20 protein-coding genes and 1 pseudogene are annotated in these 21839 nt (G+C 71.8%); 8 read left to right on the top strand and 13 right to left on the bottom strand.

Going from position 1 to position 21839, the window contains the following annotated elements:
- Window positions 1-93: 93 nt before the first annotated feature.
- A complete protein-coding gene (locus G3I60_RS10180) occupies window positions 94-1188 on the bottom strand; it encodes a GlxA family transcriptional regulator (protein WP_164296016.1) in 1095 nt (364 codons plus the stop codon).
- 166 nt (window positions 1189-1354) lie between these two features.
- Between G3I60_RS10180 and G3I60_RS10175 the strand changes: the two genes are divergently transcribed.
- Window positions 1355-2647: an MFS transporter gene (locus tag G3I60_RS10175; RefSeq protein ID WP_164607039.1), complete on the top strand. Its 1293-nt coding sequence runs from the start codon at window positions 1355-1357 to the stop codon at window positions 2645-2647.
- 71 nt (window positions 2648-2718) lie between these two features.
- On the opposite strand, the gene G3I60_RS10170 is transcribed toward G3I60_RS10175, so the two are convergent.
- The 4 genes from G3I60_RS10170 to G3I60_RS10155 all read right to left on the bottom strand — a co-directional run bounded on the left by G3I60_RS10170 (window position 2719) and on the right by G3I60_RS10155 (window position 8219).
- Window positions 2719-3351 (bottom strand): flavin reductase family protein, encoded by a 633-nt coding sequence (locus tag G3I60_RS10170; RefSeq protein WP_232485316.1) that lies wholly within the window; start codon window positions 3349-3351, stop codon window positions 2719-2721.
- A gap of 206 nt (window positions 3352-3557) precedes the next feature.
- Complete coding sequence (locus G3I60_RS10165; RefSeq protein WP_164296018.1) at window positions 3558-4403, bottom strand: enoyl-CoA hydratase/isomerase family protein; 846 nt, start codon at window positions 4401-4403, stop codon at window positions 3558-3560.
- A gap of 109 nt (window positions 4404-4512) precedes the next feature.
- The gene (locus G3I60_RS10160; RefSeq protein ID WP_138353560.1) at window positions 4513-6690 is read right to left on the bottom strand and encodes an acetate--CoA ligase family protein; all 2178 of its coding nucleotides are present in this window, start codon (window positions 6688-6690) and stop codon (window positions 4513-4515) included.
- A gap of 260 nt (window positions 6691-6950) precedes the next feature.
- Window positions 6951-8219 (bottom strand): NAD(P)/FAD-dependent oxidoreductase, encoded by a 1269-nt coding sequence (locus G3I60_RS10155; RefSeq protein WP_164296019.1) that lies wholly within the window; start codon window positions 8217-8219, stop codon window positions 6951-6953.
- A 184-nt stretch (window positions 8220-8403) separates the two neighbouring features.
- On the opposite strand from G3I60_RS10155, the gene G3I60_RS10150 reads away from it, so the two are divergent.
- Both G3I60_RS10150 and G3I60_RS10145 read left to right on the top strand, forming a co-directional pair.
- Window positions 8404-8856, top strand: a complete 453-nt coding sequence (locus G3I60_RS10150; protein ID WP_138353562.1) for a DoxX family protein — start codon at window positions 8404-8406, stop codon at window positions 8854-8856.
- Complete coding sequence (locus tag G3I60_RS10145) at window positions 8853-9332, top strand: Zn-ribbon domain-containing OB-fold protein (protein ID WP_164296021.1); 480 nt, start codon at window positions 8853-8855, stop codon at window positions 9330-9332. Before G3I60_RS10150 ends, G3I60_RS10145 begins: the two co-directional genes overlap by 4 nt.
- Here the strand turns inward: G3I60_RS10145 and G3I60_RS10140 are convergent.
- The 4 genes and pseudogenes from G3I60_RS10140 to G3I60_RS10125 all read right to left on the bottom strand — a co-directional run.
- A pseudogene (locus G3I60_RS10140) lies at window positions 9326-9877 on the bottom strand (NADPH-dependent F420 reductase); the annotation flags it as partial. The gene G3I60_RS10145 and the pseudogene G3I60_RS10140 overlap by 7 nt on opposite strands.
- Before the next feature lie 64 nt (window positions 9878-9941).
- Window positions 9942-10841 (bottom strand): serine protease, encoded by a 900-nt coding sequence (locus G3I60_RS10135; RefSeq protein WP_244809211.1) that lies wholly within the window; start codon window positions 10839-10841, stop codon window positions 9942-9944.
- 197 nt (window positions 10842-11038) lie between these two features.
- On the bottom strand, window positions 11039-12208 hold the full coding sequence (locus tag G3I60_RS10130; protein WP_164607022.1) for an acetyl-CoA acetyltransferase: 1170 nt from the start codon (window positions 12206-12208) through the stop codon (window positions 11039-11041).
- Window positions 12209-12303: 95 nt separating this feature from the next.
- Window positions 12304-12582: a hypothetical protein gene (locus tag G3I60_RS10125; RefSeq protein ID WP_138353565.1), complete on the bottom strand. Its 279-nt coding sequence runs from the start codon at window positions 12580-12582 to the stop codon at window positions 12304-12306.
- Window positions 12583-12689: 107 nt separating this feature from the next.
- Between G3I60_RS10125 and G3I60_RS10120 the strand changes: the two genes are divergently transcribed.
- Complete coding sequence (locus G3I60_RS10120) at window positions 12690-13976, top strand: acyl-CoA dehydrogenase family protein (protein ID WP_164607020.1); 1287 nt, start codon at window positions 12690-12692, stop codon at window positions 13974-13976.
- Window positions 13973-14479 (top strand): nitroreductase family deazaflavin-dependent oxidoreductase, encoded by a 507-nt coding sequence (locus G3I60_RS10115; RefSeq protein WP_232485315.1) that lies wholly within the window; start codon window positions 13973-13975, stop codon window positions 14477-14479. Before G3I60_RS10120 ends, G3I60_RS10115 begins: the two co-directional genes overlap by 4 nt.
- Before the next feature lie 164 nt (window positions 14480-14643).
- Here G3I60_RS10115 and G3I60_RS10110 read toward each other — a convergent pair whose 3' ends face one another.
- Window positions 14644-15291, bottom strand: a complete 648-nt coding sequence (locus G3I60_RS10110; RefSeq protein WP_138353567.1) for a TetR family transcriptional regulator — start codon at window positions 15289-15291, stop codon at window positions 14644-14646.
- Window positions 15292-15954: 663 nt separating this feature from the next.
- On the opposite strand from G3I60_RS10110, the gene G3I60_RS10105 reads away from it, so the two are divergent.
- Window positions 15955-18462, top strand: a complete 2508-nt coding sequence (locus tag G3I60_RS10105; protein ID WP_164294332.1) for a PQQ-binding-like beta-propeller repeat protein — start codon at window positions 15955-15957, stop codon at window positions 18460-18462.
- A gap of 158 nt (window positions 18463-18620) precedes the next feature.
- Here G3I60_RS10105 and G3I60_RS10100 read toward each other — a convergent pair whose 3' ends face one another.
- Window positions 18621-19217 carry a hypothetical protein gene (locus tag G3I60_RS10100; RefSeq protein WP_203672599.1) on the bottom strand — a complete coding sequence of 199 codons (597 nt, stop codon included), beginning with the start codon at window positions 19215-19217 and terminating at the stop codon, window positions 18621-18623.
- A 131-nt stretch (window positions 19218-19348) separates the two neighbouring features.
- Between G3I60_RS10100 and G3I60_RS10095 the strand changes: the two genes are divergently transcribed.
- Window positions 19349-19900 carry a hypothetical protein gene (locus tag G3I60_RS10095; protein ID WP_203672597.1) on the top strand — a complete coding sequence of 184 codons (552 nt, stop codon included), beginning with the start codon at window positions 19349-19351 and terminating at the stop codon, window positions 19898-19900.
- 377 nt (window positions 19901-20277) lie between these two features.
- Window positions 20278-20553: a hypothetical protein gene (locus G3I60_RS10085; protein ID WP_138353570.1), complete on the top strand. Its 276-nt coding sequence runs from the start codon at window positions 20278-20280 to the stop codon at window positions 20551-20553.
- Between the two features lie 19 nt (window positions 20554-20572).
- On the opposite strand, the gene G3I60_RS10080 is transcribed toward G3I60_RS10085, so the two are convergent.
- Entirely contained in the window at window positions 20573-21337 is a 765-nt protein-coding gene (locus tag G3I60_RS10080) for an enoyl-CoA hydratase/isomerase family protein (protein WP_164294333.1), read from the bottom strand.
- On the bottom strand, window positions 21334-21828 hold the full coding sequence (locus tag G3I60_RS10075) for a Zn-ribbon domain-containing OB-fold protein (protein WP_138353572.1): 495 nt from the start codon (window positions 21826-21828) through the stop codon (window positions 21334-21336). Before G3I60_RS10075 ends, G3I60_RS10080 begins: the two co-directional genes overlap by 4 nt.
- Window positions 21829-21839: the final 11 nt, after the last annotated feature.

The raw sequence follows: 21839 nt of genomic DNA, 5'->3' as shown, positions 1-21839 counted from the left end.
AGCCCAGGAGTCACCCACCTTCCGCCAGCCCGGCGACGTCGTTGCCGATCCGGGCGTCGGAGGTGGGGTCGGCCGGAGGTGGGATCGGTCGGTTCAGGCGGTGGGTGCGGCGGCGGGTGTGGCCGTGGCGTTGTTTGCGTTTGCGTTTGCGTTGGCGTTGAAGGTGCGGCGGTAGGCGGACGGTGAGACGCCCAGCGCCGCGTGCAGGTGCTGCCGCATGGAGGTCGCCGTACCGAATCCGGCCCGGTGCGCGACCTGGTCGACGCTCAGATCGCTGGACTCCAGCAGATGGCGGGCGCGTTCGACGCGCTGCTGCACGAGCCACTGCCCGGGGCTGATCCCCACCTCCTCACGGAACCGCCGGGTGAAGGTCCGTACGCTCATCGACTCGCGCTCGGCGAGTTCGCGCAGCGTGAGCGGCCGGTCGAGCCTGCCCAGCGCCCAGGCGCGGGCGGCCGTGGTGCTGGCCAGCTGCGGTTCGGGGAGCGGCCGCTGGATGTACTGCGCCTGGCCGCCGTCGCGGTGCGGGGGGACGACGGTGCGGCGGGCGACGGCGTTCGCGATGGCCGTTCCGTGGTCGCGGCGGACGATGTGCAGGCAGAGATCGATTCCGGAGGCGACGCCGGCCGAGGTGAGGATGTCGCCGTCGTCGATGTAGAGCACGTCGGGATCGACCTTGACCTGCGGAAAGAGCCGCTGGAAGTGGTCGGCGCTGTCCCAGTGGGTGGTGGCGGGCCGGCCGTCCAGCAGCCCCGCGGCGGCCAGCAGATAGCTGCCCGTGCAGATCGACACGACGCGGGTGCCGGGCCTGATGCGCGCGAAGGCGGCGGCCAGCGGGCCGCTCAGCCGGCCCGAGACGTAGATGTCGTCGAGCTCGTGCGTGGCGGGGACGACGACGGTGTCGGCCGCTTCCAGGACCTCGGGCCCGTTCTCGACGAGGATCGGGAAGTCCGCGTCGGTCTGGACGAGCCCCGGCACGGCCGAGCAGGTCACGACCTCGTAGAGGTTGCGACCCTCCTGGGTGCGGGCGCCGCCGAAGATCCGGGCGGGGATCCCCAGCTCGAAGGGGATCACGCCGGGCATGACCAGGACCGCCACCCGGTGCCGGTCCTGATGCCGGAACGCCGTCTCTCGCGTTCCGGTGCGCGTTCCGGTGTGCTGCTTCCCGGCCTGGTCCGGAGTCGTCATGGCCCGATTCTTTCACATCATGACCATCCGGCCACTCGTTCAGTGTTGAAGCAGGCCCGAAGCTGATCGTGTGACGCAGACACCTCAAGCCCCGACGCAGAATCCGCAGGACGTTCCGGTCTCCGAGGCACAGGACGTTCCGGTCCCCGAGGCGCCGGACGCCGGGATATCGGCCGGCGCGGTGCCCGTTCCCGGCCGGCGGTCGAGGGTTCACCGTGCCTGGTTCGTGGCGGCCGTCACCTTCGTGACGATCATCGGCGCGGCCGCGTTCGCCTCCCTGCCCGGGCTGCTGATCGAGCCCTTGCACGCGGAATTCGGCTGGTCACGCGGCATGATCGGCTTCGCCGTCTCCATCAACCTCGCGCTGTACGGGATCACCGCACCGTTCGCCGCCGCCCTGATGGATCGATTCGGCATCCGCCGTGTCGTCGCCGCCGCGCTCACCACCATCGCGCTCGGCGCCGGCCTCACCATCTTCATGACGCAGACCTGGCAGCTGATCCTGTGCTGGGGCATCCTCGTCGGCACCGGCAGCGGGTGCATGGCGCTCGCCTTCGCCGCCACCGTCGCCAACCGGTGGTTCGTCACCCGCCGTGGACTGGTGACCGGCATCCTGACGGCGGCCGGCGCGGCCGGACAGCTGGTCTTCCTGCCGCTGCTGTCCTGGATCGTCGAGCAGCACGGCTGGCGGCCCGCCGCCGCGACCGTCGCCCTCTCGGCGCTCGCCGTCGTCCCGTTCGTCTGGCTGCTGCTGCGCGACCACCCCGCGGACGTCGGCCTGTCGGCCTACGGGGCGCCGGAGTTCACCGCCAAGCCGGCCCCGGTGCGCGGAGCCGCCCGGCGGGCGCTCAAGGCACTGTCCGTCGCCGCCCGTACGGGCCCCTTCTGGCTGCTCGCCGGATCCTTCGCGATCTGCGGAGCCTCCACGAACGGCCTGATCAGAACCCACTTCGTACCGGCCGCCCACGACCACGGCATGCCGGTCACGGCCGCCGCGTCACTGCTCGCCGTCATCGGCGTCTTCGACATCGCCGGAACCATCGCCTCCGTCTGGTTCACCGACCGCTTCGAGCCGCGCCGGCTGCTCGCCGTCTACTACGGGATGCGCGGCTTGTCGTTGATGTTCCTGCCCCAGCTGATGGCCAACACGGTGCACCCGCCGATGATCGTCTTCATCGTCTTCTACGGCCTCGACTGGGTCGCCACCGTCCCGCCGACCATCGCCCTCTGCCGTGAGTACTACGGCGACGACAGCGCCATCGTCTTCGGCTGGGTCCTGGCCGCACACCAGATAGGTGCCGCCGTCGTGGCCTTCCTGGGCGGCGTCGCGCGGGACGCCTTCGGCTCGTACGACCTCGTCTGGTACAGCTCGGGCGCGCTGTGCGCGGTCGCCGCGCTGATGGTCCTGGTCATCCGGCGGGGGCGCTCGACGGGAATCCCGGCCATAGCGGCGGCGTGAGTGGGTGCGTGCGACGACGTGCACCGAGCGTCCTGGCTCGACCCGCTGTGTTGACTACAGGGTGACGTCAACTACTGGGCGAACCGGCCGAAACGTCCACGGTAGAAGAGCAGTGGCCCGGCCTCGGGCGTGGTCCCGTCCGCGTCATCGGGCTCCGCGCAGCCGAGTTCGTTGACCCGGCCGACGACGATCAAGTGGTCGCCACCGGTGTGCACCGCGTGGATCGTGCAGTCGATCCACGCGGGTATGCCCGCCAGCCGCGGCGACCCGGTGACGGGCGCCGGCGTCCAGTCGACCCCCGCGAACTTGTCCGCCCCGCTCACGGCGAAGCCACGGCACAGGGTGCCCTGTTCGTCGCTGAGGATGTTGACGCAGAAGACACCGGCGCGCGCGATCTTCGGCCAGGTCGTGGACGTACGCGCCACCATGAACGCGACCAGTGGCGGATCGAGCGACAGCGACGCGAACGACTGGCACGCGAACCCCGTCGGGCCCTCCGCCCCGGGAGCGGTGACGATCGTCACCCCGGACGCGAACGTACCCAGCACCTTCCGGAACACCGCCGGATCGACCGGCGCCCGTTCGTCCGGCCCCACGGCCCGCAAGTCCGGGCGCGGCAGCGGTTCCACGGGCCCCGCCGTCGTGGCGGCCCCTACCGACCTGAGGTACCGGACGGCGGTGGCCGCCATCCCTGCGTGTCCCATCACATCGACCATTGAACCTGACGGTTCGTCAGATGGGAAGGGGGACCCGGCGGCGGATCGTGCCCCCTCTTCTCGAACTCCTCGCGATCAGCGGCGCGGTCCTGCACGTGCTGCCGGTCCTCGCGCTCTCCGCGTGGGCGGCCGGACGTCAGGGGCGTACGTGGTGGCTCTGGTGCATACCGATCGCTGCCGGGACCGCCCCGCCGTCACCGCCCCCCGAACTCCGGGGACCTGCGCTCCACGAAGCTCCGGACGCCTTCCTGGGCGTCGTCCGTCGTCATGTTGATCTCCTGGGCGGCCGCCTCCGCGGCGAAGGCCGTCGAACGGTCGGCGTCCAGTGAGGCGTTGACCAGTTGCTTGGTCAGGGCGAGGGAACGGGTCGGGCCGGCGGCGAGGCGTTCGGCCCATTCGCGGGCGGTCTTCTCCAGGTCCTCGGCGGGGACGACGCGGTTGACGAGACCGAGGCGTTCCGCGGCGGCGGCCGGGAGGTCGTCGCCGAAGAACATGAGCTCCTTCGCGCGCTGCGGGCCGATGAGCCGCGGGAGCAGATACGCCCCGCCTCCGTCGGGCACGAGGCCGCGGCGGACGAAGACCTCGATGAACTTCGCGCAGTCGGAGGCGAGGACGAGGTCGCAGGCGAAGGCGAGGTGCGCGCCGATGCCGGCCGCGGTGCCGTTGACCGCCGCGATCACCGGCTTCTCGCAGTCCAGGACGGCGGAGACGAGGCGCTGCGCGCCGCGCCGGATCGTCCGGGCGACATCGCCCGCGACGCGCTCGCCGGGCGCGGCCGCGCCGCCGCTGAGGTCGGCTCCCGCGCAGAACGCGCGGCCGGTGGCGGTGATGACAACCGCCCGGACGGCGGGGTCGGCGGACGCCGCGTCGAGCAGCGCGATGATGCGTTCGCGCTGGTCCCAGGTGACGGCGTTCATCGCTTCTGGGCGGTTGAGAGTGATCCATGAGACGCCGTTGTCAGTGGCGTGAAGTACCAATGAATCAACCGGATCGATCGGACTGATCGGGTCGACGGAATCTTCACGGGGGGTGGGCGTCATGGGGGAGTGGCTCCTATTTGTACGTAGGGCTGAGGGCGGATCGGACCGCTTACCGGCAGACAGGACACCGGCAGACAGGACACCGGCGGACGGCTCACCGGCAGGCCGCTCACCGGCAGACCGCGAGTGCGTCGAGCGCCACCGCACCCTGGCCGCGCGGCAGCACCATCAGCGGGTTGATGTCGAGTTCGGAGAGATCGCCGCCGAGTTCCATCGCCATCCGCTGTACGCGCATGACGACGTCGACGAGCGCGTCGACGTCGGCCGGGGGCGCCCCCCTGACCCCTTCGAGCAGCCGGTGGCCGCGCAGTTCGCCGAGCATGTCGCGGGCCATGTCCTCGCCGAACGGCGGTACGCGGACGGCGGCGTCGGCGAGGATCTCGACGAGGACCCCGCCGAGGCCGACGGTGACGGTCGGGCCGAAGAGGGGGTCGTGGGTGACGCCGACGACCATCTCGACGCCGCGTTCGACCATCTGGCAGACGAGGATGCCGTCGAGTTCCACACCCTCGTAGCGGGCGATGTCGGTCAGGTCGCGATAGGCGTCGCGGACCTGGCTCGCGGAGGTCAGACCGATCTTGACCAGGCCGAGTTCGGTCTTGTGACCGAGCTGCGCGCCGGACGCCTTCATGACGACGGGGTAGCCCACCAGGCCCGCGGCCCGGACGGATCCGGCCGCGCTGGTGACCAGCTGCTCGCGCGGCACCCGGATCCCGTACGCGCGCAGCATCTGCTTCGCCGCGTGCTCGCTGAGCTGGTGGCCCGCGCGCATCAGGGCCTGCGCCTTGCGGGCCGAGGAGGAGCGGGTGCGGGGGGCGTCGTCGAAGGGGGAGCGGTAGGCGGCGGCGAAGTGGTGGTGGTCGAGGTAGGACTTGACGGCGCTGATGCAGTTGCCGAAGGTGCGGAAGGTCGCGAGCCGGGACGAGCCGAGGAGCGTGGTGCGGTAGGCGTCCTCGGTGCCCAGCGGCGAGCCCCACACCACGCACACCAGCTTGTCCGTGCTCTCCGCCGCGTCGGCCAGGTCCTGCGCGAGCTTGTCGCTCATGGGTGGGAACGGACCGGTGATCGGACAGATGAGGACGCCGACGGACGGGTCGGCGAGGATCGCGTCGATGATCTTCCGGCCACGCCAGTCGCCCACCGGGTGACCGCCGTTGTCGATGGGGTTCGCGACGTTGAGGTAGTCGGGGATCCACTGGTGGAGTTCGGTCTGCTTCTCGTCGGACAGGCGCGGGATGTCGAGTCCGGCGGCGGTGGCGAGGTCGGAGAAGTGGGCTCCGGTGCCGCCGGATATGGAATAGACGACGACGCCGTCCGCGGTGGGCGGCTTGGCCCGGGCGAGCAGGGTCGCCGTGTCCTGGAGCTGGTCGAGTCCGTCGACGCGGATGACGCCGAACTGCTTGAAGGCCGCGTCGACGACGGCGTCGGAGCCGGTCAGCTTGCCGGTGTGGGAGGCGGCCATGCGGGCGCCGGTCTCGGTGCGGCCGACCTTCACCATCACCACCGGCACCTTGTTGCGGGCCGCGCGGTCGGCGGCGAGGGTGAACGAGCGGCCGTCCCTGAGCCCTTCCACATACGCGGCGATGGCCCCGACCTCGGGCTGCTCGGCGAAGTACGAGATGAAGTCGGCGGTTTCGAGGTCCGCCTCGTTGCCGGTGGGTGCCCAGTGGCTGATGCGGATGCCCAGTTCCTGCAGCGTGTAGAGGGGCCGGCCCTGGTGGCCCGACTGGGTGATCAGCGCGATGGCCGGCCCGGTCAGGTCCTCGCGGAACTTCTCGAAGGCGTTGAGGTTGGTGTTCGGGCCGAGCAGCCGCATGCCGGAGGCGGCGACGACCTCGGCGAGCCGGGTCTGCGCGGCGGCGCCCTCCTCACCGGTCTCGGCGAATCCGGAGGCGAAGGCGACGGCGAACCGGACCTTGGCCTCGCCCAACTGCTCGATGACGGGAAGGGGGTCACCGACGAGGAGCACCGCGAGGTCCACGGTCTCCGGCAGATCCGTCACCGAGGCATAGCAGGGCAGGTCGAAGACGGTCTCGCGGCCGGGGTTGACCGGGAAGAGCCGGGCCCCGACCCGCTGCGACCAGGCGATGAGCTGTCTGGTGATGCCGGTGTTCGGCCGTCCTTCCGTGTCGGACGCGCCGACCACCGCCACGGTCTCCGGCCGGAAGAACCGGTCGAGGTCCGGGACGGTGTTGTGCAGCGGACGGCCACCGACGTCGGTGTCGGACGCGCCGCGTGCGGCGGGCCCGGGGCCGGGGCTGCGGGTGCTGTATGTCGATCCAAGCATCGGTCTCGCCCGCTCCTGCTCGAAGGTATACAGAACTGACGCATAGTCAGATTACTGAACTGACGACGTGTCAGGAACAGTGCGGGCATGTGAAAGATGTGAAGGAGGCCAACTGGGCAGCTATTCAGGGGGTTTTGGGCGCGCGAACGGACCCCGGCGAACCCGATCGGTGGCTTCTTTGGCCGGAAACGGCCAGAGCGGGGTCCGGGGCGGACGGGGGAGGAAGGGGTACGTACGAGAACGGATCGGACAGCGGCCGGTCACGGCCGCCGGGAGGTTCGGGCGGCCGCGCGGGCGATACGCCGGGCGTCGATGGCGAGTTCGCGGAACATGCCGCTGATGGGGTTGGTGAAGCCGGTGAAGTAGAGGCCGGGAGCGCCCGGCGGGGTGTGCGGGCCGTGCACGACGGGGCGGCCGTCGCTGTCGAGGACGCCCAGGTGGCCGACGAGGGGTTCGAGGCCGCGCCGGTATCCCGTGGCGGCGATGACGACCTCCGGGCCGATGCTCGAACCGTCGGCCAGCACGACCTTGTCGCCGTCGAAGCTCTCCACGGCGGCGACGGGTTCCACCCGCCGTGCCTGGATCGCGTCGATCAGGCCGACGTCCTGTACCGGGATGGCTCCGTCGTCGCGCACGCGGGAGTAGAGGCCGGTGGTGGGGCGGGCGAGTCCGTAGGCGGACAGGTCGGGGACGCTGAGCCGCTCCACGTACGGGGCGACCCGGTCGACGACCGCGGTCGGCAGCCGGCGGCAGAGGATGCCGGTGGCCTGGGCGGGCCATCCGGCCGTGGTGCGGCGCAGGATGTGCGGCGGCGTCCGGACGGCGATCCGCACGCGGGCGGCGTCTGCTTCGATGAGGTCGACGGCGATCTCGGCGCCGGTGTTGCCGACGCCGACGACGAGCACGTCGCGGCCCGCGTAGGGCTGGGCGTTGCGGTAGTGGGCGGCGTGCAGCAGCTCGCCGGAGAAACTGTCGCGGCCGGGCCAGTCCGGGAGGTGGGGCACGTGGTTGGTGCCGGTGGCGACCACGACGACGGAGGCGGTGAGCAGCCGTCCGCCGGTGGCGGGCAGCTGCCACGTGCCACCGCCCGTTCCGCTGCCCTTGCCGCCGCGCCCGGCGGCTCCTCCAGGGCTGCCCGCGGCGATGTGGGCGCCGTCGACGCGGTCGATCCGGGACACCTCGATGCCGGTGGCGACGTCGATCCGGTGGTGCGCGGTGTAGCGCTCCAGGTAGCGGATGACGTCGTCGCGGCCGACCCAGCGTCCGTACGCGCGCGGGATGGCGAAGCCGGGCAGGCCGGACAGTCGTCGCGTGGTGTGCAGATGCAGCCGGTCGTAGTGGCCGCGCCAGGACGCGGCGACCGCGTCCGACCGCTCCAGTACGAGCGTCCGGACGCCACGCCGGCTCAGCGCCGCCGCCGCGGCGAGGCCGCCGGGTCCCGCGCCGATGACGATCGCGTCGGGGGAGGCGGTGGCCGCGGCGGGCGCGGGGGAGGCCGGCGGGACGGAGGAGGTGGGGTGGTCGACCATGAGGTGCTCCCGGGGCCTGGCGGAGTGGCTGTCGGAGGGACGTACCGGAAGGTGACAGGTGGCGCGGGAGTGAGAGTAGTCCCGGAAGCGATCAATCCGAGAGCGTTTGGCGCCGGACTCTTGCGCGGATCAGTCTCCATCCGATGAACTGACGTACCGTCAGATTTCGAGAGGGAGGCCCACGATGCAGACGATCTGGCTCACCGGAGCCGAATGGCTCGCCGTGCTGCGCATAGGCCTCGGTCTGTGGTGGCTGGAGAGCTGGCGGCACAAGGACAAGAAGGGCTGGTTCGAGCGCGGCACCGGCATCGCCTGGGCCAAGAGCGTCGCGGACAAACACCGCTGGAGCTTTGTGCAGGGCGGCTTCACCACCGTCGTCGCGCCACGGCCCAAGCTGATGGCGTACATCGTCGTGTACGCCGAGCTGGCGCTCGGGCTGGGTCTGACGGTCGGCCTGCTGACACCGGTGGCGCTCGTCGGCGGGCTGCTCCTCAACCTGCTCTATCTCGTCCTGATGATCCACGACTGGGCCGAGCAGGGCCAGAACGCCATGATGGCGCTGATATCGCTCGTCGCGCTCTTCGCGATGAGCTGGCAGGCCTGGTCGCTCGACAACCTGTGGGGGCTGTTCCTGTGACGGCGCAGCGCTTCGACCTTCCCGACATCGACGCCTTCACCCGCCCGTACTGGGAGGCCGCCGCCGACGGCCGGCTGCTGATCCGGCGCTGCGCCGCCTGCGGGACCGCGCACCACTATCCGCGCGAGTTCTGCCCGTCCTGCTGGAGCGAGGACGTCGCCTGGGAGCAGGCGAGCGGCCGCGCCACGCTCTACACCTGGTCGGTCGTCCACCTCAACGACCTGCCGCCCTTCGGCACCCGGGTGCCGTACGTCGCCGCCGTCGTCGATCTCGCCGAGGGCCCGCGGATGATGACGGAGGTCGTCGACTGCGAAGCGTCCGCCCTGCGGATCGGCATGGACCTGCACGTACGGTTCCGCACCGAAGAAGCCAACCCGGAGGCACCGGCTAGTTCCCACGCTCCGGCCGTCGCCGTCTTCGCACCCGCCGCACCCGATGCATCTCCTGCCTCCGGTACCCCGCTGCCTGCTCAGTGAGTTGAGTGTTCCAGGGGTGGCAGGACCGTGCGTGGGTCGCCGCCGGCGAACCATATGCCGATCACGAACGCGGCGGTGGCCTCCAGGTAGCCGGCGCGGTCCAGGCCGCCCGCGTCCAGGGGGACCGCGCGCAGGTCGGTCACGAGGGTGCGCACCAGGGCGAGGGCGTTCGCGTCGTCCCCGCACAGGGGGACGGCCAGGCCTTCCGTGGGTGCGGCCCACACCCCGGCAGCGCACAGGTTGAACGCCTTGACCACGTGTGCGCCGGGTGCCGCGGCCGCGATCCGGCGGCCCGCGGACGGGCCGCCGTCGGTGGTGAGTACGAGGCCGTCGGGCCCCGGAACGATCGGGTTCGAGCAGTCGATCACCGCTCGTCCCGCGAGCGGGTCGGCGAGCGATGTGATCACGTCGCTCATCGCGGCGTGCGGAAGCGCGGCGAGCACCGTCTCACCGTGCTCGGCGGCGTCCGCGAGCGTGCCTGCGCAGGCGCCGAGCCGGGCCGCGAGGGCGGCTGCCCTGCCCGCGTCGCGCGCCCCGACCACACTGTCGTGTCCGGCCGGAACACGGGACGACCCTGGCCGACCAGCCGGCGGGCGCCGGGCAGGTCCCTCAGCCGCCCGCCGTCCGGTAGAGCGTGAAGAGGGCGTCCTCGAAGAGCGGGCTGTACGAGACGCTGTCGTCCGGGCCGCCGCCGTCCAGGCCGCCCACCAGGCCGATGACCTTGCCGGTCTTCGTCTTCGGGTCGAAGTCCAGCAGCCAGGGGCTGCCGGACGTGCCGTCGTAGTAGCCACCGCAGTCCATCTGCAGCTGGCGCAGGCCGGACAGCCGGGAGGTGGCCGTCGTGCAGCTGATCGCCCGGCCCGTCGGGTCGAAGGCCTCGCCGGGGTAGCCGATCACGGTGACCTTGTTGGTCCAGCCGGGTGTCCGGGCCAGGACGTTGGCGCCGGTGATGTCCTCGATGCTCCGGCCCTGGTCGTTCTTCTTCACCCGCGCGAAGGCGAAGTCGTAGTCGGAGCCGGTGTCGTAGTCCGCCCACCGCGGGTCGGTGAAGACTTGGTCGACGGCCCAGGTCCCGTACGGCTGGGTCTTCGAGCCCTTGACGTAGTCGGGGACGAAGACGACGTCCGTGCCCGCCTCGCAGTGCGCGGCGGTCAGCAGGAGGCTGCGGGACGGGCTGTGGACGACGCTCGCCGAGCAGAAGTGGGCCTCGGCCGACTCGTCGACGGAGAAGAGCACGCCGACGGTCGGGATACCGCTGATGTGCCGGGCGGCCCCGGCCGGGGCGATGGTGGTGCTGACGTTCGCGTTGGGGAGGGGCAGCTCCTCCGGCCCGAACGGAGCGGTCTGCGGCATGGCGTTCGCCATCCGCTCCGGGGTCCAGAACTGGGCCGCGGCCTGGTTCGTCCAGCCCTCCCGGGCGCTGGGCTGCGGGCTGGCCCACGGCGTCCACAGCGCGGCGGCGGTCAGCACGAGAGTGCAGGCCAGGGGCAGGGCGAAGCGCTTGACCACGCGATACCCCTCTCCGGGCCGCCGGTAGATCCACTGACCGGGCCAGCGTACTCACGCCCGCCGCGAAGAGGCCTTTCGTGATCTTCGATCTTCATGATTCTTCCAACCGGCGAGGCAATCCGACCGACGCTACAACCTGACCGACGGGACAAATGCTCCCGGTCCGGCCACTCCGTCCGGCCCGGCCACCGCACGCCCTAGCCGCGTTCGAGGATCACCGTTCCCGAGGAGCAGAACCAGCCGCCGGTCCCGGAGGCGACGGCCAGCCGTGGCAGCCGTCCGCCGGACTTGCGCACCTGCCGGTCGCCCGCCTCGCCGCGCAGCTGCCGGACGGCCTCGATGAGCAGGAACAGACCGCGCATCCCGGGGTGGCAGGCGGACAGGCCGCCACCGTCGGTGTTGACGGGCAGATCGCCGTCGATCGTGAGCCGGCCCTTCTCGACGAAGGCGCCGCCCTCGCCCTTGGCGCAGAAACCGAGGTCCTCCAGCGTCACGAGCGTCATGTACGTGAAGGCGTCGTAGATCTCGGCGAGGTCGATGTCGGCGGGGGTCACCCCGGCCCGCTCGAAGGCGAGCCGGCCCGAGACCGCCGCAGGGGAGACCGTGAAGTCCTCCCACTCGGACATCGTGGTGTGCGAGACCGAGGTGCCCGAGCCGAGGATCCAGACGGGGGTCTTCGCCGTGTCCGCCACGTACTCCTCGGCGGCCAGCAGCACCGCGCCGCCGCCGTCGGAGCGGATGCAGCAGTGCAGCTTGGTGAACGGGTCGGCGATCATCGGCCCGGACAGCACCTCGTTGACGGTGATCGGGGTGCGGTACATCGCGTCGGGGTTGCGGGCGGCGTTGGAGCGGGCCTGCACGGCGACCTCGGCGAGCTGCTCCAGCGTCGTGCCGTACTGGTGCATGTGGCGGCGCGCGGCCATCGCGTACTTGGAGATCAGGGTGTGGCCGTACGGGACCTCGAACTGCAGCGGTCCGCGGGCCCCGAAGGAGAGGTTCGCGGTGCGCCGCTTCGCCTTGATGTCGGCGCGCGCGGTGGAGCCGTAGACGAGCAGGACGGCGTTGGCGTGGCCGGCGGCTATCGCCTCGGCGGCGTGCGCGGCCATGACCTCCCAGGTGGAGCCGCCGACGGCGGTGGAATCCACCCAGGTGGGGCGCAGGCCGAGGTATTCGGCGACCTCGACGGGCGCGAGGATCCCGAGACCGGCCGAGGCGAGGCCGTCGACGACCGACCGGTCGAGCCCGGAGTCGGCCAGCGCCCGGCGGGCGGCCTGGGCGTGGAGGGCGTACGGGGTGGCCTCGTCGACCCGTCCGCAGTCGGACAGCGCCACGCCGACGACGGCGACCTTGCGAGCAGCAACAGCCATGAATCTGACGGTACATCAGATTCGGAAGCCCGGAACAGGGGATGCGGCGAGGGGGTGGCGAGAGGGGCGAGAGGGAGGCGAGAGGGGGTGGTGCCTCAGCGCCTCTTGCGCAGCTGGGCGGCGGCCGAGGACATCTGCGTCAGGGCGACGAGCGCGAGCAGGATGTACAGCACCCGCTGGAAGCCCGAGATGTCGCTCATCCAGAACTGTGCGCTGATCCACAGGACCAGCAGCGCGGCCCAGATCGCGATGTAGACCTTGAGCTGTGTCGTCGACGTGTCCGGCCCTGGGGAGAGGAAGCGCAGCGTGGTGCTGCGCGGGCGCTGCGGCTTCGGGCGCGGGGTCTTGCCGTCCTGGCTGGAGTTCTGGCTCATGCCGGACATCATGCCCGGTCGGGAATGGGTGCTCCCCGGCCCTGTGCATCTGGACTGCCGCTCCCTAAGATGACGGACCGTCAGATTAGCCTGTGAGGAGCCCGCCGATGGATGCCGCGTTCACCGAGGAGCAGGACGAGATCCGGCGCACCCTGCGAGAGGTACTGCAGAAACGCTGCGGGCCGGACGAGGTCAAGGCCGCGGTCGGTACCACCGCGGGATACGACGAGCCCCTGTGGCGCCAGCTCGCCGAACAGCTCGGCCTGCCGGGACTCGGGCTGCCGACGGAGTACGGCGGCGCCGGTTGCGGGCCGACCGAACTGGTGCTGGCCTGCGAGGAGGCGGGCCGCACGCTGCTGCCGTCGCCCCTGTTCAGCACCGCGGTGCTGGCCGCTCCGCTCATCGCCGACCTCGGCACCGAGCAGCAGCGCGCCGACCTGCTGCCCAGGATCGCCGCCGGCGCCGTCACGGTGGCGCTCGCGCTGCCGGGCGGGCTCGGCACGGCCCTGGGCCTGACCGGCCCGAACGACGGCAGCTGGGCGGGCGGCGGCCGCGCCGGCGGCATCCAGGCCCGCCAGGATCCGGACGGGGCCGGCTGGCGGCTCTACGGGCAGGCCGACCAGGTACTGGGCGGGCACAGCGCAGGCCTGCTGCTCGTCGCCGCCCACGCGGGCGGCTACGCGGCCGCCCGCACCCGGCTCTTCCTCGTCGACGGCGACGCGGCCGGCGTCGTACGCACCCGCCTCACCGCGCTCGACGAGACCCGCCCCGAGGCCCGCATCGAGCTGCGCGACGTCGCCGCCGTGCCGCTCGGCGGCGACGAAGCGGCCGACCCGGGGCCCGCGCTCGCCCGGGCAGGTGAACTCGCCGCCGCCGCGCTCGCCGCGGAGGCGGTCGGCGCCGCGGACCAGGCGCTCGCCTCAACCGTGGAGTACGTGCAGGTCAGAGAGCAGTTCGGACGTCCCGTCGGCTCCTTCCAGGCGGTCAAGCACCGGCTCGCCGACCTCTACGTCCAGGTCCAGGCGGCGCGCTCCGCCGCCTACTACGCCGCCTGGGCGGCCGCCGCCTCCGAGGGCGACCTGCCGGTCGCCGGGCCGCTCGCGCTCGCACAAGCCCTGGAGGCCCTGCGGTCCGTCGCGGGTGAGGCGATCCAGTTGCACGGCGGCGTCGGCTTCACCTGGGAGCACCACGCGCACCTGTACTTCAAGCGCGCCGCGTCCGACGAGCTGCTCTTCGGCCCGGTACACCTGCTGCGCGCCCGCGCCGCGGACCGGGCGGGGCTCTTCGGGCCGGCGGTTCCCGTGGTTCCCGTGGTTGCGACGGCTCCGGCCGTTCCGGCCGCTCCGATCGTGGAACCATCCGCTGAGTCGACGGCCGCCGGGAGCGCGGCATGAAGAAGACGCTGATGGAACGTTCGAAGCCACTCGTCCAGAAGGTGTCGTCCACCCGCGGCTTCGCGAAGGTCGCGCCGTACGTCGTCCCGGCCATGGACAAGGTGGTGCACCGGCTGACGAAGGGAAAGGTGCTGCTCAGCGCCCAGATGCTGCCCGGCGTCGTCCTGACGGCGACCGGCGCGAAGAGCGGGCAGCCGCGCCGTACGCCGTTGGCGTGCATGCCCGAGGACGGCGGCACGTTCGTCCTCATCGGCAGCAACTTCGGGCGGACCGACCACCCGGCGTGGACCGGCAATCTGATCAGGCATCCGGATGCGGAGATCAACTGGAAGGGGAAGGACCTGCTCGTCGTCGCCCGGCTCCTCGAAGGGGCCGAGCGCGAGGCGGCCTGGGCGGCGGTCCTGAAGTTCTGGCCGCCCTACGCGTCCTACGCGGCACGCGTGGACCGGCAGATCCGGCTCTTCCGTCTCGTACCGCGCGGTGAGGAACCGGCGGCGGACTGACCACCGACGACGTATCGAGCCATGGCATCCGCACGCACGAAGACGCGGGCGCCGTACCGGCTACCTCCCCCGAGGACCGGACGGCGCCCGCGTTGGGCGTGACGTGGCAGGACGGATGGACACATGAACAGGAGCGCGCCAAGGGCCGCTTGGGGCCTGATGAGTTACTTGACGGGCTTCTTTCCGGTGACGCCGAGATGCACCAGCAGTGCGAGGTTCGGCTTCAACTCGGCCTGTTTGACGCCCCAGCTGGTGAACCCCTTCTGGTGCGACGCGACGGCGGCCAGCATGGCGACCAGCGAGCCGGCCATGGCGGCCGGGCTGACCTCCTTGTCGACCTTGCCCTTGCTCTGCAGATCCTTGATGGAATCCGTGAGCGAGTTGGTGACGGCGTTGAGGATCTTCATGCGGATCTTGTAGAACCGCTTGTCCCCTTCTGCCGCTCCGAGGTCGACGACGCGCAGAATCGCGTCGTTCTTCCGCCAGAAGGAGAGGAAGCCGTCGACCAGTTCCTCCGCCGCCAGGGCGCCGGACTTGCCGATCCAGGAGCGTCCGGCGACCAGGTCGGTGAGGCTCGCTCCTTCCTTGGCCATTTCCTCGGCGAGTTCGAGGACCGCGCCCTCGACGTCGGGGAAGTACTGGTAGAACGTTGCGGGGGAGGTGCCCGCCATCCGGGCCACGTCAATGACCTTGACGTCCCGGTACGGCGAGGTGCTGAGCATCTCGCCGAGGCAGTCGAGCAGCTTCTGCCGCGTCGCCTGACCTCGACGACCGGCAACACGGCCGTCGACGGTGCGAACTTGTCCTGTCATGCCGTCAGTTTACCGGCGGGTGATCAGCGCGCGATTCGGCCTCGTGCAAATGGGTTCGACCGGATTCCGGGTGCGGTCCCGACTGCGTCGAATGCGGTCCCGACGGCGTCGGATGCGATGCGGGGGACGTTGGTCCGGCAGGCTTTCCGGTCGTCCCCGGCGCTGCCGCGCCTGACCGTCCCCGGTCCGCCTCCGGTCTGTCCCCGGTCCGCCATTCGAGCGAATCATCTTATCAACAGCCTGTGGATAACTTCTGTGGGCAGTGCTCTGCGGGGCCCAGGAAGGGCGCATATGTTCGAATAGTGGCTGAAGTGCCGTATTCGCCGTCCTTGGCGTGACGAACAGGGCCCGCGACACGCCGTCCCGACTTCTTTGATGAGTCGGTTCGCGGCCGGCCGCACTCCGGTCCGCCGTGGACGGCGCGACAGCCCGCCCCACGGAGCCCCGGCCCGGGTTTTGCCTGGTTCCGGCCCGGTTCGGGCCCGGTCCCGGGTCGCTTCCGGCTCCGGTCAGCCCTCTGTTCACAGCGGTCAGGACCGGGGGTCCGTACCGACAGAATCGACAGATGTCGTGTCGTTACGCCCCCGGGTTCGCAACTGGACCCTTCGCCAGGAAGAATCAGCTTCCATATGGGGAACACCCCACGGGGAGGGACGGGCACCGGTGGAGCAGCTGACGCAGCACGACCCGCGACGGATCGGCCCTTTCGAGGTGCTGGCCCGGCTCGGTGCCGGCGGCATGGGGCTGGTCTATCTCGCCAGGTCGGCCTCCGGCCGCCGGGTCGCGATCAAGACGGTGCGCGCCGAGCTCGCCGAGGACCAGCTGTTCCGGGTCCGCTTCAGCCGTGAGGTCGAGGCGGCCCGCGCGGTCAGCGGCTTCTACACGGCCGCCGTCGTGGACGCGGACGCGCGCGCGGCCGTGCCATGGCTGGCCACCGCGTACGTCCCCGCCCCCTCCCTCGAAGAGATCATCAACGAGGCCGGGCCGATGCCCGCCCAGGCCGTCCGCTGGCTCGCCGCCGGCGTCGCCGAGGCGCTGCAGTCCATCCACGGCGCGGGGCTCGTGCACCGTGACATGAAGCCGTCCAACGTCCTGGTCGTCGAGGACGGGCCCCGGGTGATCGACTTCGGTATCGCCAGCGGGGTGTCCAACACCCGGCTGACCATGACGAACGTCGCCGTCGGCACCCCCGCCTACATGTCGCCCGAGCAGGCCCGCGACTCGCGCAGCGTGCGCGGCGCCAGCGACGTGTTCTCGCTCGGCTCGACGCTGGTGTTCGCCGCGACGGGGCACGCCCCCTTCCACGGCGCGAACCCCGTCGAGACGGTCTTCATGCTGCTCCGCGAAGGCCCGGACCTGGCGGGTCTGCCCAGCGAGCTGCGGCCCCTCATCGAGTCCTGCATGCGGATGGAAGCCGACCAGCGGCCCACGCCCGCGGAGCTCCAGGCCCAGCTCGCCCCGCATCTGTTCTCCACCGGCAGCGACGACACGGGTACGGCGTCCGCGTGGCTGCCGCCCGGGGCGGTCGCGCTGATAGAGCAGCGCCGCAGCGGGCGGCCGGCCGTCGCCGTCAACGCCGGCACCGCACCGCCGCCACGGCCTCCCGTGCCGCCGCGCACCCCCGACCCCGAACCGGTCGGGCACGGCCGGCACGGTGTGGACGGCCGACAGGGCCCCGGCGGCGCCGGTGGGCTGAACGGTCCCGGTGGTTTCAACGGTCCCGGCGGGCTGAACAACGGCCCCGGTGGTCTGAACGCGGGCGGTCCGAACCCTGGTGGTCGGAACGCCGGTGGTCTGAACGCGCCGGTCGGCGGGCGCGGTGGTTCCGTGGCCGAGCCGCACACCCATGGGCCCGTCCGGCTGGCCGGTTCCGCTCCGATAGGGCCGGGCCTGCGCGTCGCGGACGCCGACCACGGTGCGCGACCGCCGGAGGGCGCCCCCGGCACGGACTGGGTGCGGCGCGGTGGCTCCCACCGGGCCAACGGGCCCGGCGCGCTCCCCGTGCAGCAGCCCCTGCCGCCGGCCCCGCCGGGGGAGTGGCGGCCCTGGCGCTTCCGTATGTCCAACGACGTGTGGGGCACGCCCGTCGTCTCCGACGGGCGCCTGTACGTCACCTCCTTCGAGGTGCACGCGCTCGACATCGCCAGCGGGCGGCGGCAGTTCAAGACCCGCGACGTCGCCTGGACGATGGCCGTCGCCGACGGCCGCATCCACGCCTCCGACGGACCGAGCCTCTACGCCCTCGACACGGCCGACGGCGGCGACCTCTGGCGCACCGGCGTCGAGGGCTGGATCTACTCGCTGCGCGCCGAACACGGCACGGTCGTCACCGGCACGCGGGGCGGCGGCGTCCAGGCCTGGGACGCCGACCGCGGACTGCTGCGCTGGGAGCGCGGCGGCGCGCAGACCGAGTTCGAGTCCCCCGAGTCGGGGCCCTCGATCGCCGCCGGCACCGTCTACTTCCAGGGCGGCGGCCGCTTCTACGCCATCGACGCCGGGTCCGGCGCCGAGCGCTGGTCCTACCCGGTCGGGGCGTCCGGCGTCCCCGGCGCGACCGGCAGCGTCCCGACGCGGCCGGTCGTGGCCGACGGCATCGTCTACGTCACCGCGGGCACGCGTGTCCTCGCCCTCGACGCCAGGTCCGGGGCGGAGCGCTGGCGCTTCGACGCCCCCGCCGTCATGTTCGGGCCGCCGGCCCACGTTCCGGGCGCCGGCGCGGCGGGCGGCGGCATCTACATCGCCGACCACCTCGGCACGGTCTACGCCCTCGACCCGCACACCGGCCGCGACCGCTGGCGCGTCGCCACGGAGCCCCGGCAGTCCCTCGAACCGGTGCTCGTCGCCGGCGGCGACGTGCTCCTGGGCGCGGGCAGCGCGCTCTACACGCTCGACGCCGTCACCGGCAATCCGAAGTGGCGCTTCGCCGCCCAGGGCGAGATCGTCGGATCGCCGGTCGTGGCGGACGGACGCGTCCACTTCGGCTCGAAGGACCACTGCCTGTACACGGTGGACGCCGGGGGCGGCCAGCTGCGCTGGAAGCTCGAAACGGGCGGCGAGATCACGGGGTCGCCGGTGGCGGCGGACGGGGTCGTGTACGCGTGCAGCAAGGACCGCTGCGTCTACGCACTGGACGCGGTGAAGGGAACGGGCGCTGCTGCGAGGCGGCCTTAGCGGTTGCGGGTTTGTTCGTGGTTCCGGTGCCCGGGGTCCTGCGGGGCGGCGGTTCGCAATCGACTATTTACGGGCCTGGCGGCCCACAAATAGCTCGGCAGCATTTCGAACCCCCACCCCTCCGGCCCCGGGCACCTCGCGTTCCAACCCCTGCCGTCCTAGTCCGGACGTTCCGGTGTCGGTCGGTGCTCCGGTGGGATCCAGGTCGCTGTCCGGGTGTCCTCGAGTGGGGGTTCGGCCGGTTCGGGTGGGGTCTCGGGCGGGGCCGGCCAGGTGGGGGGAGCTTCCACGGGCTCGACGGGGGCGACGGTGTCGATGGGGTGGGGTGGTGGGGTGCCGTAGTGCGGGTGGTGGCGGCCGGACATGGTGGCGGCGCCGATCAGGAGCAGGATGCCGCCGCCGAGGGCGTTCGCCACGCCGATGCCGAGGCCGTTGCCGCCCGCGGTGAGGGAGCCGGCGGCCAGTCCCTGGCGGACCATCCACAGGATGGTGAAGCCGAGGACCAGGACACCGGAGAAGGCGACGAGGAGCCGGGAGCGCAGCAGGATCCCCAGGAGGGTGATCAGGGTGGCGAAGAGCATGGGGAGGAACAGGGAGCCCATGACGGCGGCCCGGTCGGTGGTGATCCCGTCGAAGAGGTCTTCGATGCGGATCTCGGAGCCGTGACGGCCGTCGTACCAGGCACGGAAGGGGCTCCAGACGGCGGCCGCCGCTCCGATGAGGGCGATGAGGGACCCGAAGACGTTGCGGATCATCGTGCGTCGTCCAATCTCGGCGCCCCCGTGTGGCCCACGCTATGCCGGTCGGCGTGAGCTCGCCACGCGGGGCAGACGCTGCCGCATGGACATCGGGAAGCTGCGCGCTTGGTGGTCGCACCGTCAGGGTCTTGACGGGTCGGTGGCTGCGGACGACGCGGCCGGGACGTTGGGGCGTACCGGGTGGGCGCGGTCCGTGGGCGGGTCCGGGCCGTATCTGGGGCTCCACGCGCGGGCCGGGACCGCAGGTCGAGCCCGGCCCGCTGTGGACGGAGGGGACGGCGGCGGAGTACGCGCGGTTCACCGTGCCGAAGGACCCCTCGTACGCGCTGGTCGCGGGCATCGACGGGATCCATCTGCTGCACCGCGACTTCGGGCGGCTGCTCGATCCGGCGGACGCGCGGCGCCCGGACCTCACCGGGCCGAAGGCGCTGGGCGCCCTGTCGGACTCGCCCGCGCACATGATCGTTGACCGGGGGCGGCCGGTCGGGCTGTGGGAGTTCGACACGGAGGCGCAGGAGATCGTCCGGCAGCCGTGGGTGCCGCGGGACGCGGAACTGCGGGCCGCCGTCGCGTCGGCGGAGGCATGCGTCCGTGACCAGTTGGGCGACGCCCGCAGCTTCAGCCTGGACTCGCCGAAGAGCCGGGCGCCGCGGATCGCGGCGCTCCGGGCGGGGCGATGAGGCTGCTAGCCTGACGCGCTCCTGCCAACCACTGGGGATGGTCAGCCTTGCAGCTCCGTCAACTGCGCCTTGTCGCGGTACTCGCCGTCGTCGTTCTTTCGCTCACCGGTTTCAGCGGGAGCAAGAGCAAGAGCAAGAGCCACAGCAAGGGGGGCGGTTGCAGCAGCAGTCACAGCAGCAGCGGTTCCTCGAGCTCGAACTCCGGCTCCAGTTCCAGTTCCGGCTCCAGTTCCGGCTCGGGCTCGAGTTCTGGTTCCACTTCTGATTCGACCTACAGCCCGCGACCGCAGTCCACCAGCACCTACCGCCGGAGCACCAGCTCGCCGACGTCCTCCGGTTCGGCCAGTCCGACGGGGCTGCCGGCCGCGATCGACCAGGTGTCCGTCGTGCAGTGCCACGGCTCCGGTTCCAGCGCCGCGCGGCCCACGTCGCAGCTGCGGATCGACAACAGCCGGGGCACCAAGTCGTACTACTTCTCCGCCGTGGTGCGCCTGAAGAACGCGCAGGGCGTGCAGATCGGCAGCTCCACCCTGGCCCGCACCCTGGTGAAGGCCCGCTCGACGAAGACGGTCGACGCCATCGGGACGCTCGACTCGGGCGTCGCGAGCGGGGAGTGGACCGACTGCGTCATCGCGAGCGCCAACCGCAGCTGAGCTCATGGGTGGGTGACCGTCAGCGCACCCGGAACTCTCCGCTGCGCGACGTGAACAGTCCCGCCTGACGTTCCGGCGGCAGGTTCCCGAGCGCGATGAGGTGCGGGGCCTGCGCCAGTGCGTGCGCGCGGGCCGCCTCGCGGGCGGACCAGACGGCGCGGACCGTGCCCTGGACCGCCTCCGTCGGGTAGGAGGCGATGACGCCGGCGGCGCGCAGGGCCGCGTCGAGCAGCTCGTCCGCCGGGACGACCTCCGACACGAGACCGGTCTCGTAGGCCCGTCGCGCGCCGACCCGCTCCGCCGTGCCCATCAGCGACATCCGCATGACCTCGCCGTACGGCATGCGCTGCGCCATGAGGACGGACTCGTAGGCGCTGACCATGCCGTACGTCGTGTGCGGGTCGAAGAAGGTGGCGTGCTCGGCGGCGATGACGAACTCGGCCTCGCCCAGGAGATAGAAGGCGCCGCCGCAGGCCATGCCGTTGACGGCCGCGACGACCGGCTTCCACAGGTCGTTGGACTTGGGGCCAAGGCGCAGCAGCGGATCGTCGATGGAATACGGGGACGGCGGCTGCGGGACGTCGACGGAGCGGTCGATCCCGGTGCAGAACGCCTTGTCGCCGGCGCCGGTGAGGACGATCGCGCGGACGTCGTCGGTCATCCGGAACTCCCGCCACAAGGCGGTGAGTTCGGTGACGGTGTCGAGGTCGATCGCGTTGAGGCGCCGCGGGCGGTCCAGGGTGACGACGGCGACGCCGTCCTTCGACGTACAGGTGACGCTCATGGCCGCTCCAGCAGCCAGCGCGGCACGGTGACGCCGTCCGCCATCGCGTGGAAGGCGACCTTCACCCCGGCGCCGATGCGGAGCCTCGACGGATCGACGGAGTCGAGCGGGGCGTCGGCCGACGTGACGAGGTTGCCGACCAGACGGATCCGCGGGGCGTCCAGCAGCTCCACGACGATCGCGTTGTACGGCGCCTGTTCCGCGTAGGCGGGCAGCAGCGGCGGGTGCGGGAAGACGTACGACCAGATGCGGCCGCGGCCGCTCATCCGCCGCCACTCGCTGTCGAAGGACTGGCAGTGCGGGCAGCAGGGGCGCGGCGGGAAGCGCAGGACGCCGCAGGCGGCGCACGCCTGGACGCGCAGCTCGCCACGGCGGGCGTACTCCCAGAAGGGCGCGCCGTCGTCGTCGGGCACGGGCAGCAGCAGGCCGTCGCCGGTCGTGGCGGTGGCGGACTCGACGGTCCTGGCGGGCTCGGTGGGCAGGGCGGTCATGGCGGTCAGCT

It is taken from the genome of Streptomyces sp. SID13666, from assembly GCF_010548325.1.
Taxonomy (GTDB): Bacteria; Actinomycetota; Actinomycetes; order Streptomycetales; family Streptomycetaceae; genus Actinacidiphila; species Actinacidiphila fildesensis.
Note: the sequence above shows the minus strand (reverse complement) of the source record. Positions and strands in the feature narration are given on the sequence as shown.

What these genes read in the sequence shown, in the direction of transcription:
- G3I60_RS10180 (WP_164296016.1), bottom strand. Translation starts at nt 1,188, where the DNA reads ATGACGACTCCGGACCAGGCCGGGAAGCAGCACACCGGAACGCGCACC.
- G3I60_RS10170 (WP_232485316.1), bottom strand. Translation starts at nt 3,351, where the DNA reads ATGGGACACGCAGGGATGGCGGCCACCGCCGTCCGGTACCTCAGGTCG.
- G3I60_RS10165 (WP_164296018.1), bottom strand. Translation starts at nt 4,403, where the DNA reads ATGACGCCCACCCCCCGTGAAGATTCCGTCGACCCGATCAGTCCGATC.
- G3I60_RS10160 (WP_138353560.1), bottom strand. Translation starts at nt 6,690, where the DNA reads ATGCTTGGATCGACATACAGCACCCGCAGCCCCGGCCCCGGGCCCGCC.
- G3I60_RS10155 (WP_164296019.1), bottom strand. Translation starts at nt 8,219, where the DNA reads ATGGTCGACCACCCCACCTCCTCCGTCCCGCCGGCCTCCCCCGCGCCC.
- G3I60_RS10150 (WP_138353562.1), top strand. Translation starts at nt 8,404, where the DNA reads ATGCAGACGATCTGGCTCACCGGAGCCGAATGGCTCGCCGTGCTGCGC.
- G3I60_RS10130 (WP_164607022.1), bottom strand. Translation starts at nt 12,208, where the DNA reads ATGGCTGTTGCTGCTCGCAAGGTCGCCGTCGTCGGCGTGGCGCTGTCC.
- G3I60_RS10125 (WP_138353565.1), bottom strand. Translation starts at nt 12,582, where the DNA reads ATGAGCCAGAACTCCAGCCAGGACGGCAAGACCCCGCGCCCGAAGCCG.
- G3I60_RS10120 (WP_164607020.1), top strand. Translation starts at nt 12,690, where the DNA reads ATGGATGCCGCGTTCACCGAGGAGCAGGACGAGATCCGGCGCACCCTG.
- G3I60_RS10115 (WP_232485315.1), top strand. Translation starts at nt 13,973, where the DNA reads ATGAAGAAGACGCTGATGGAACGTTCGAAGCCACTCGTCCAGAAGGTG.
- G3I60_RS10110 (WP_138353567.1), bottom strand. Translation starts at nt 15,291, where the DNA reads ATGACAGGACAAGTTCGCACCGTCGACGGCCGTGTTGCCGGTCGTCGA.
- G3I60_RS10100 (WP_203672599.1), bottom strand. Translation starts at nt 19,217, where the DNA reads ATGATCCGCAACGTCTTCGGGTCCCTCATCGCCCTCATCGGAGCGGCG.
- G3I60_RS10080 (WP_164294333.1), bottom strand. Translation starts at nt 21,337, where the DNA reads ATGAGCGTCACCTGTACGTCGAAGGACGGCGTCGCCGTCGTCACCCTG.
- G3I60_RS10075 (WP_138353572.1), bottom strand. Translation starts at nt 21,828, where the DNA reads ATGACCGCCCTGCCCACCGAGCCCGCCAGGACCGTCGAGTCCGCCACC.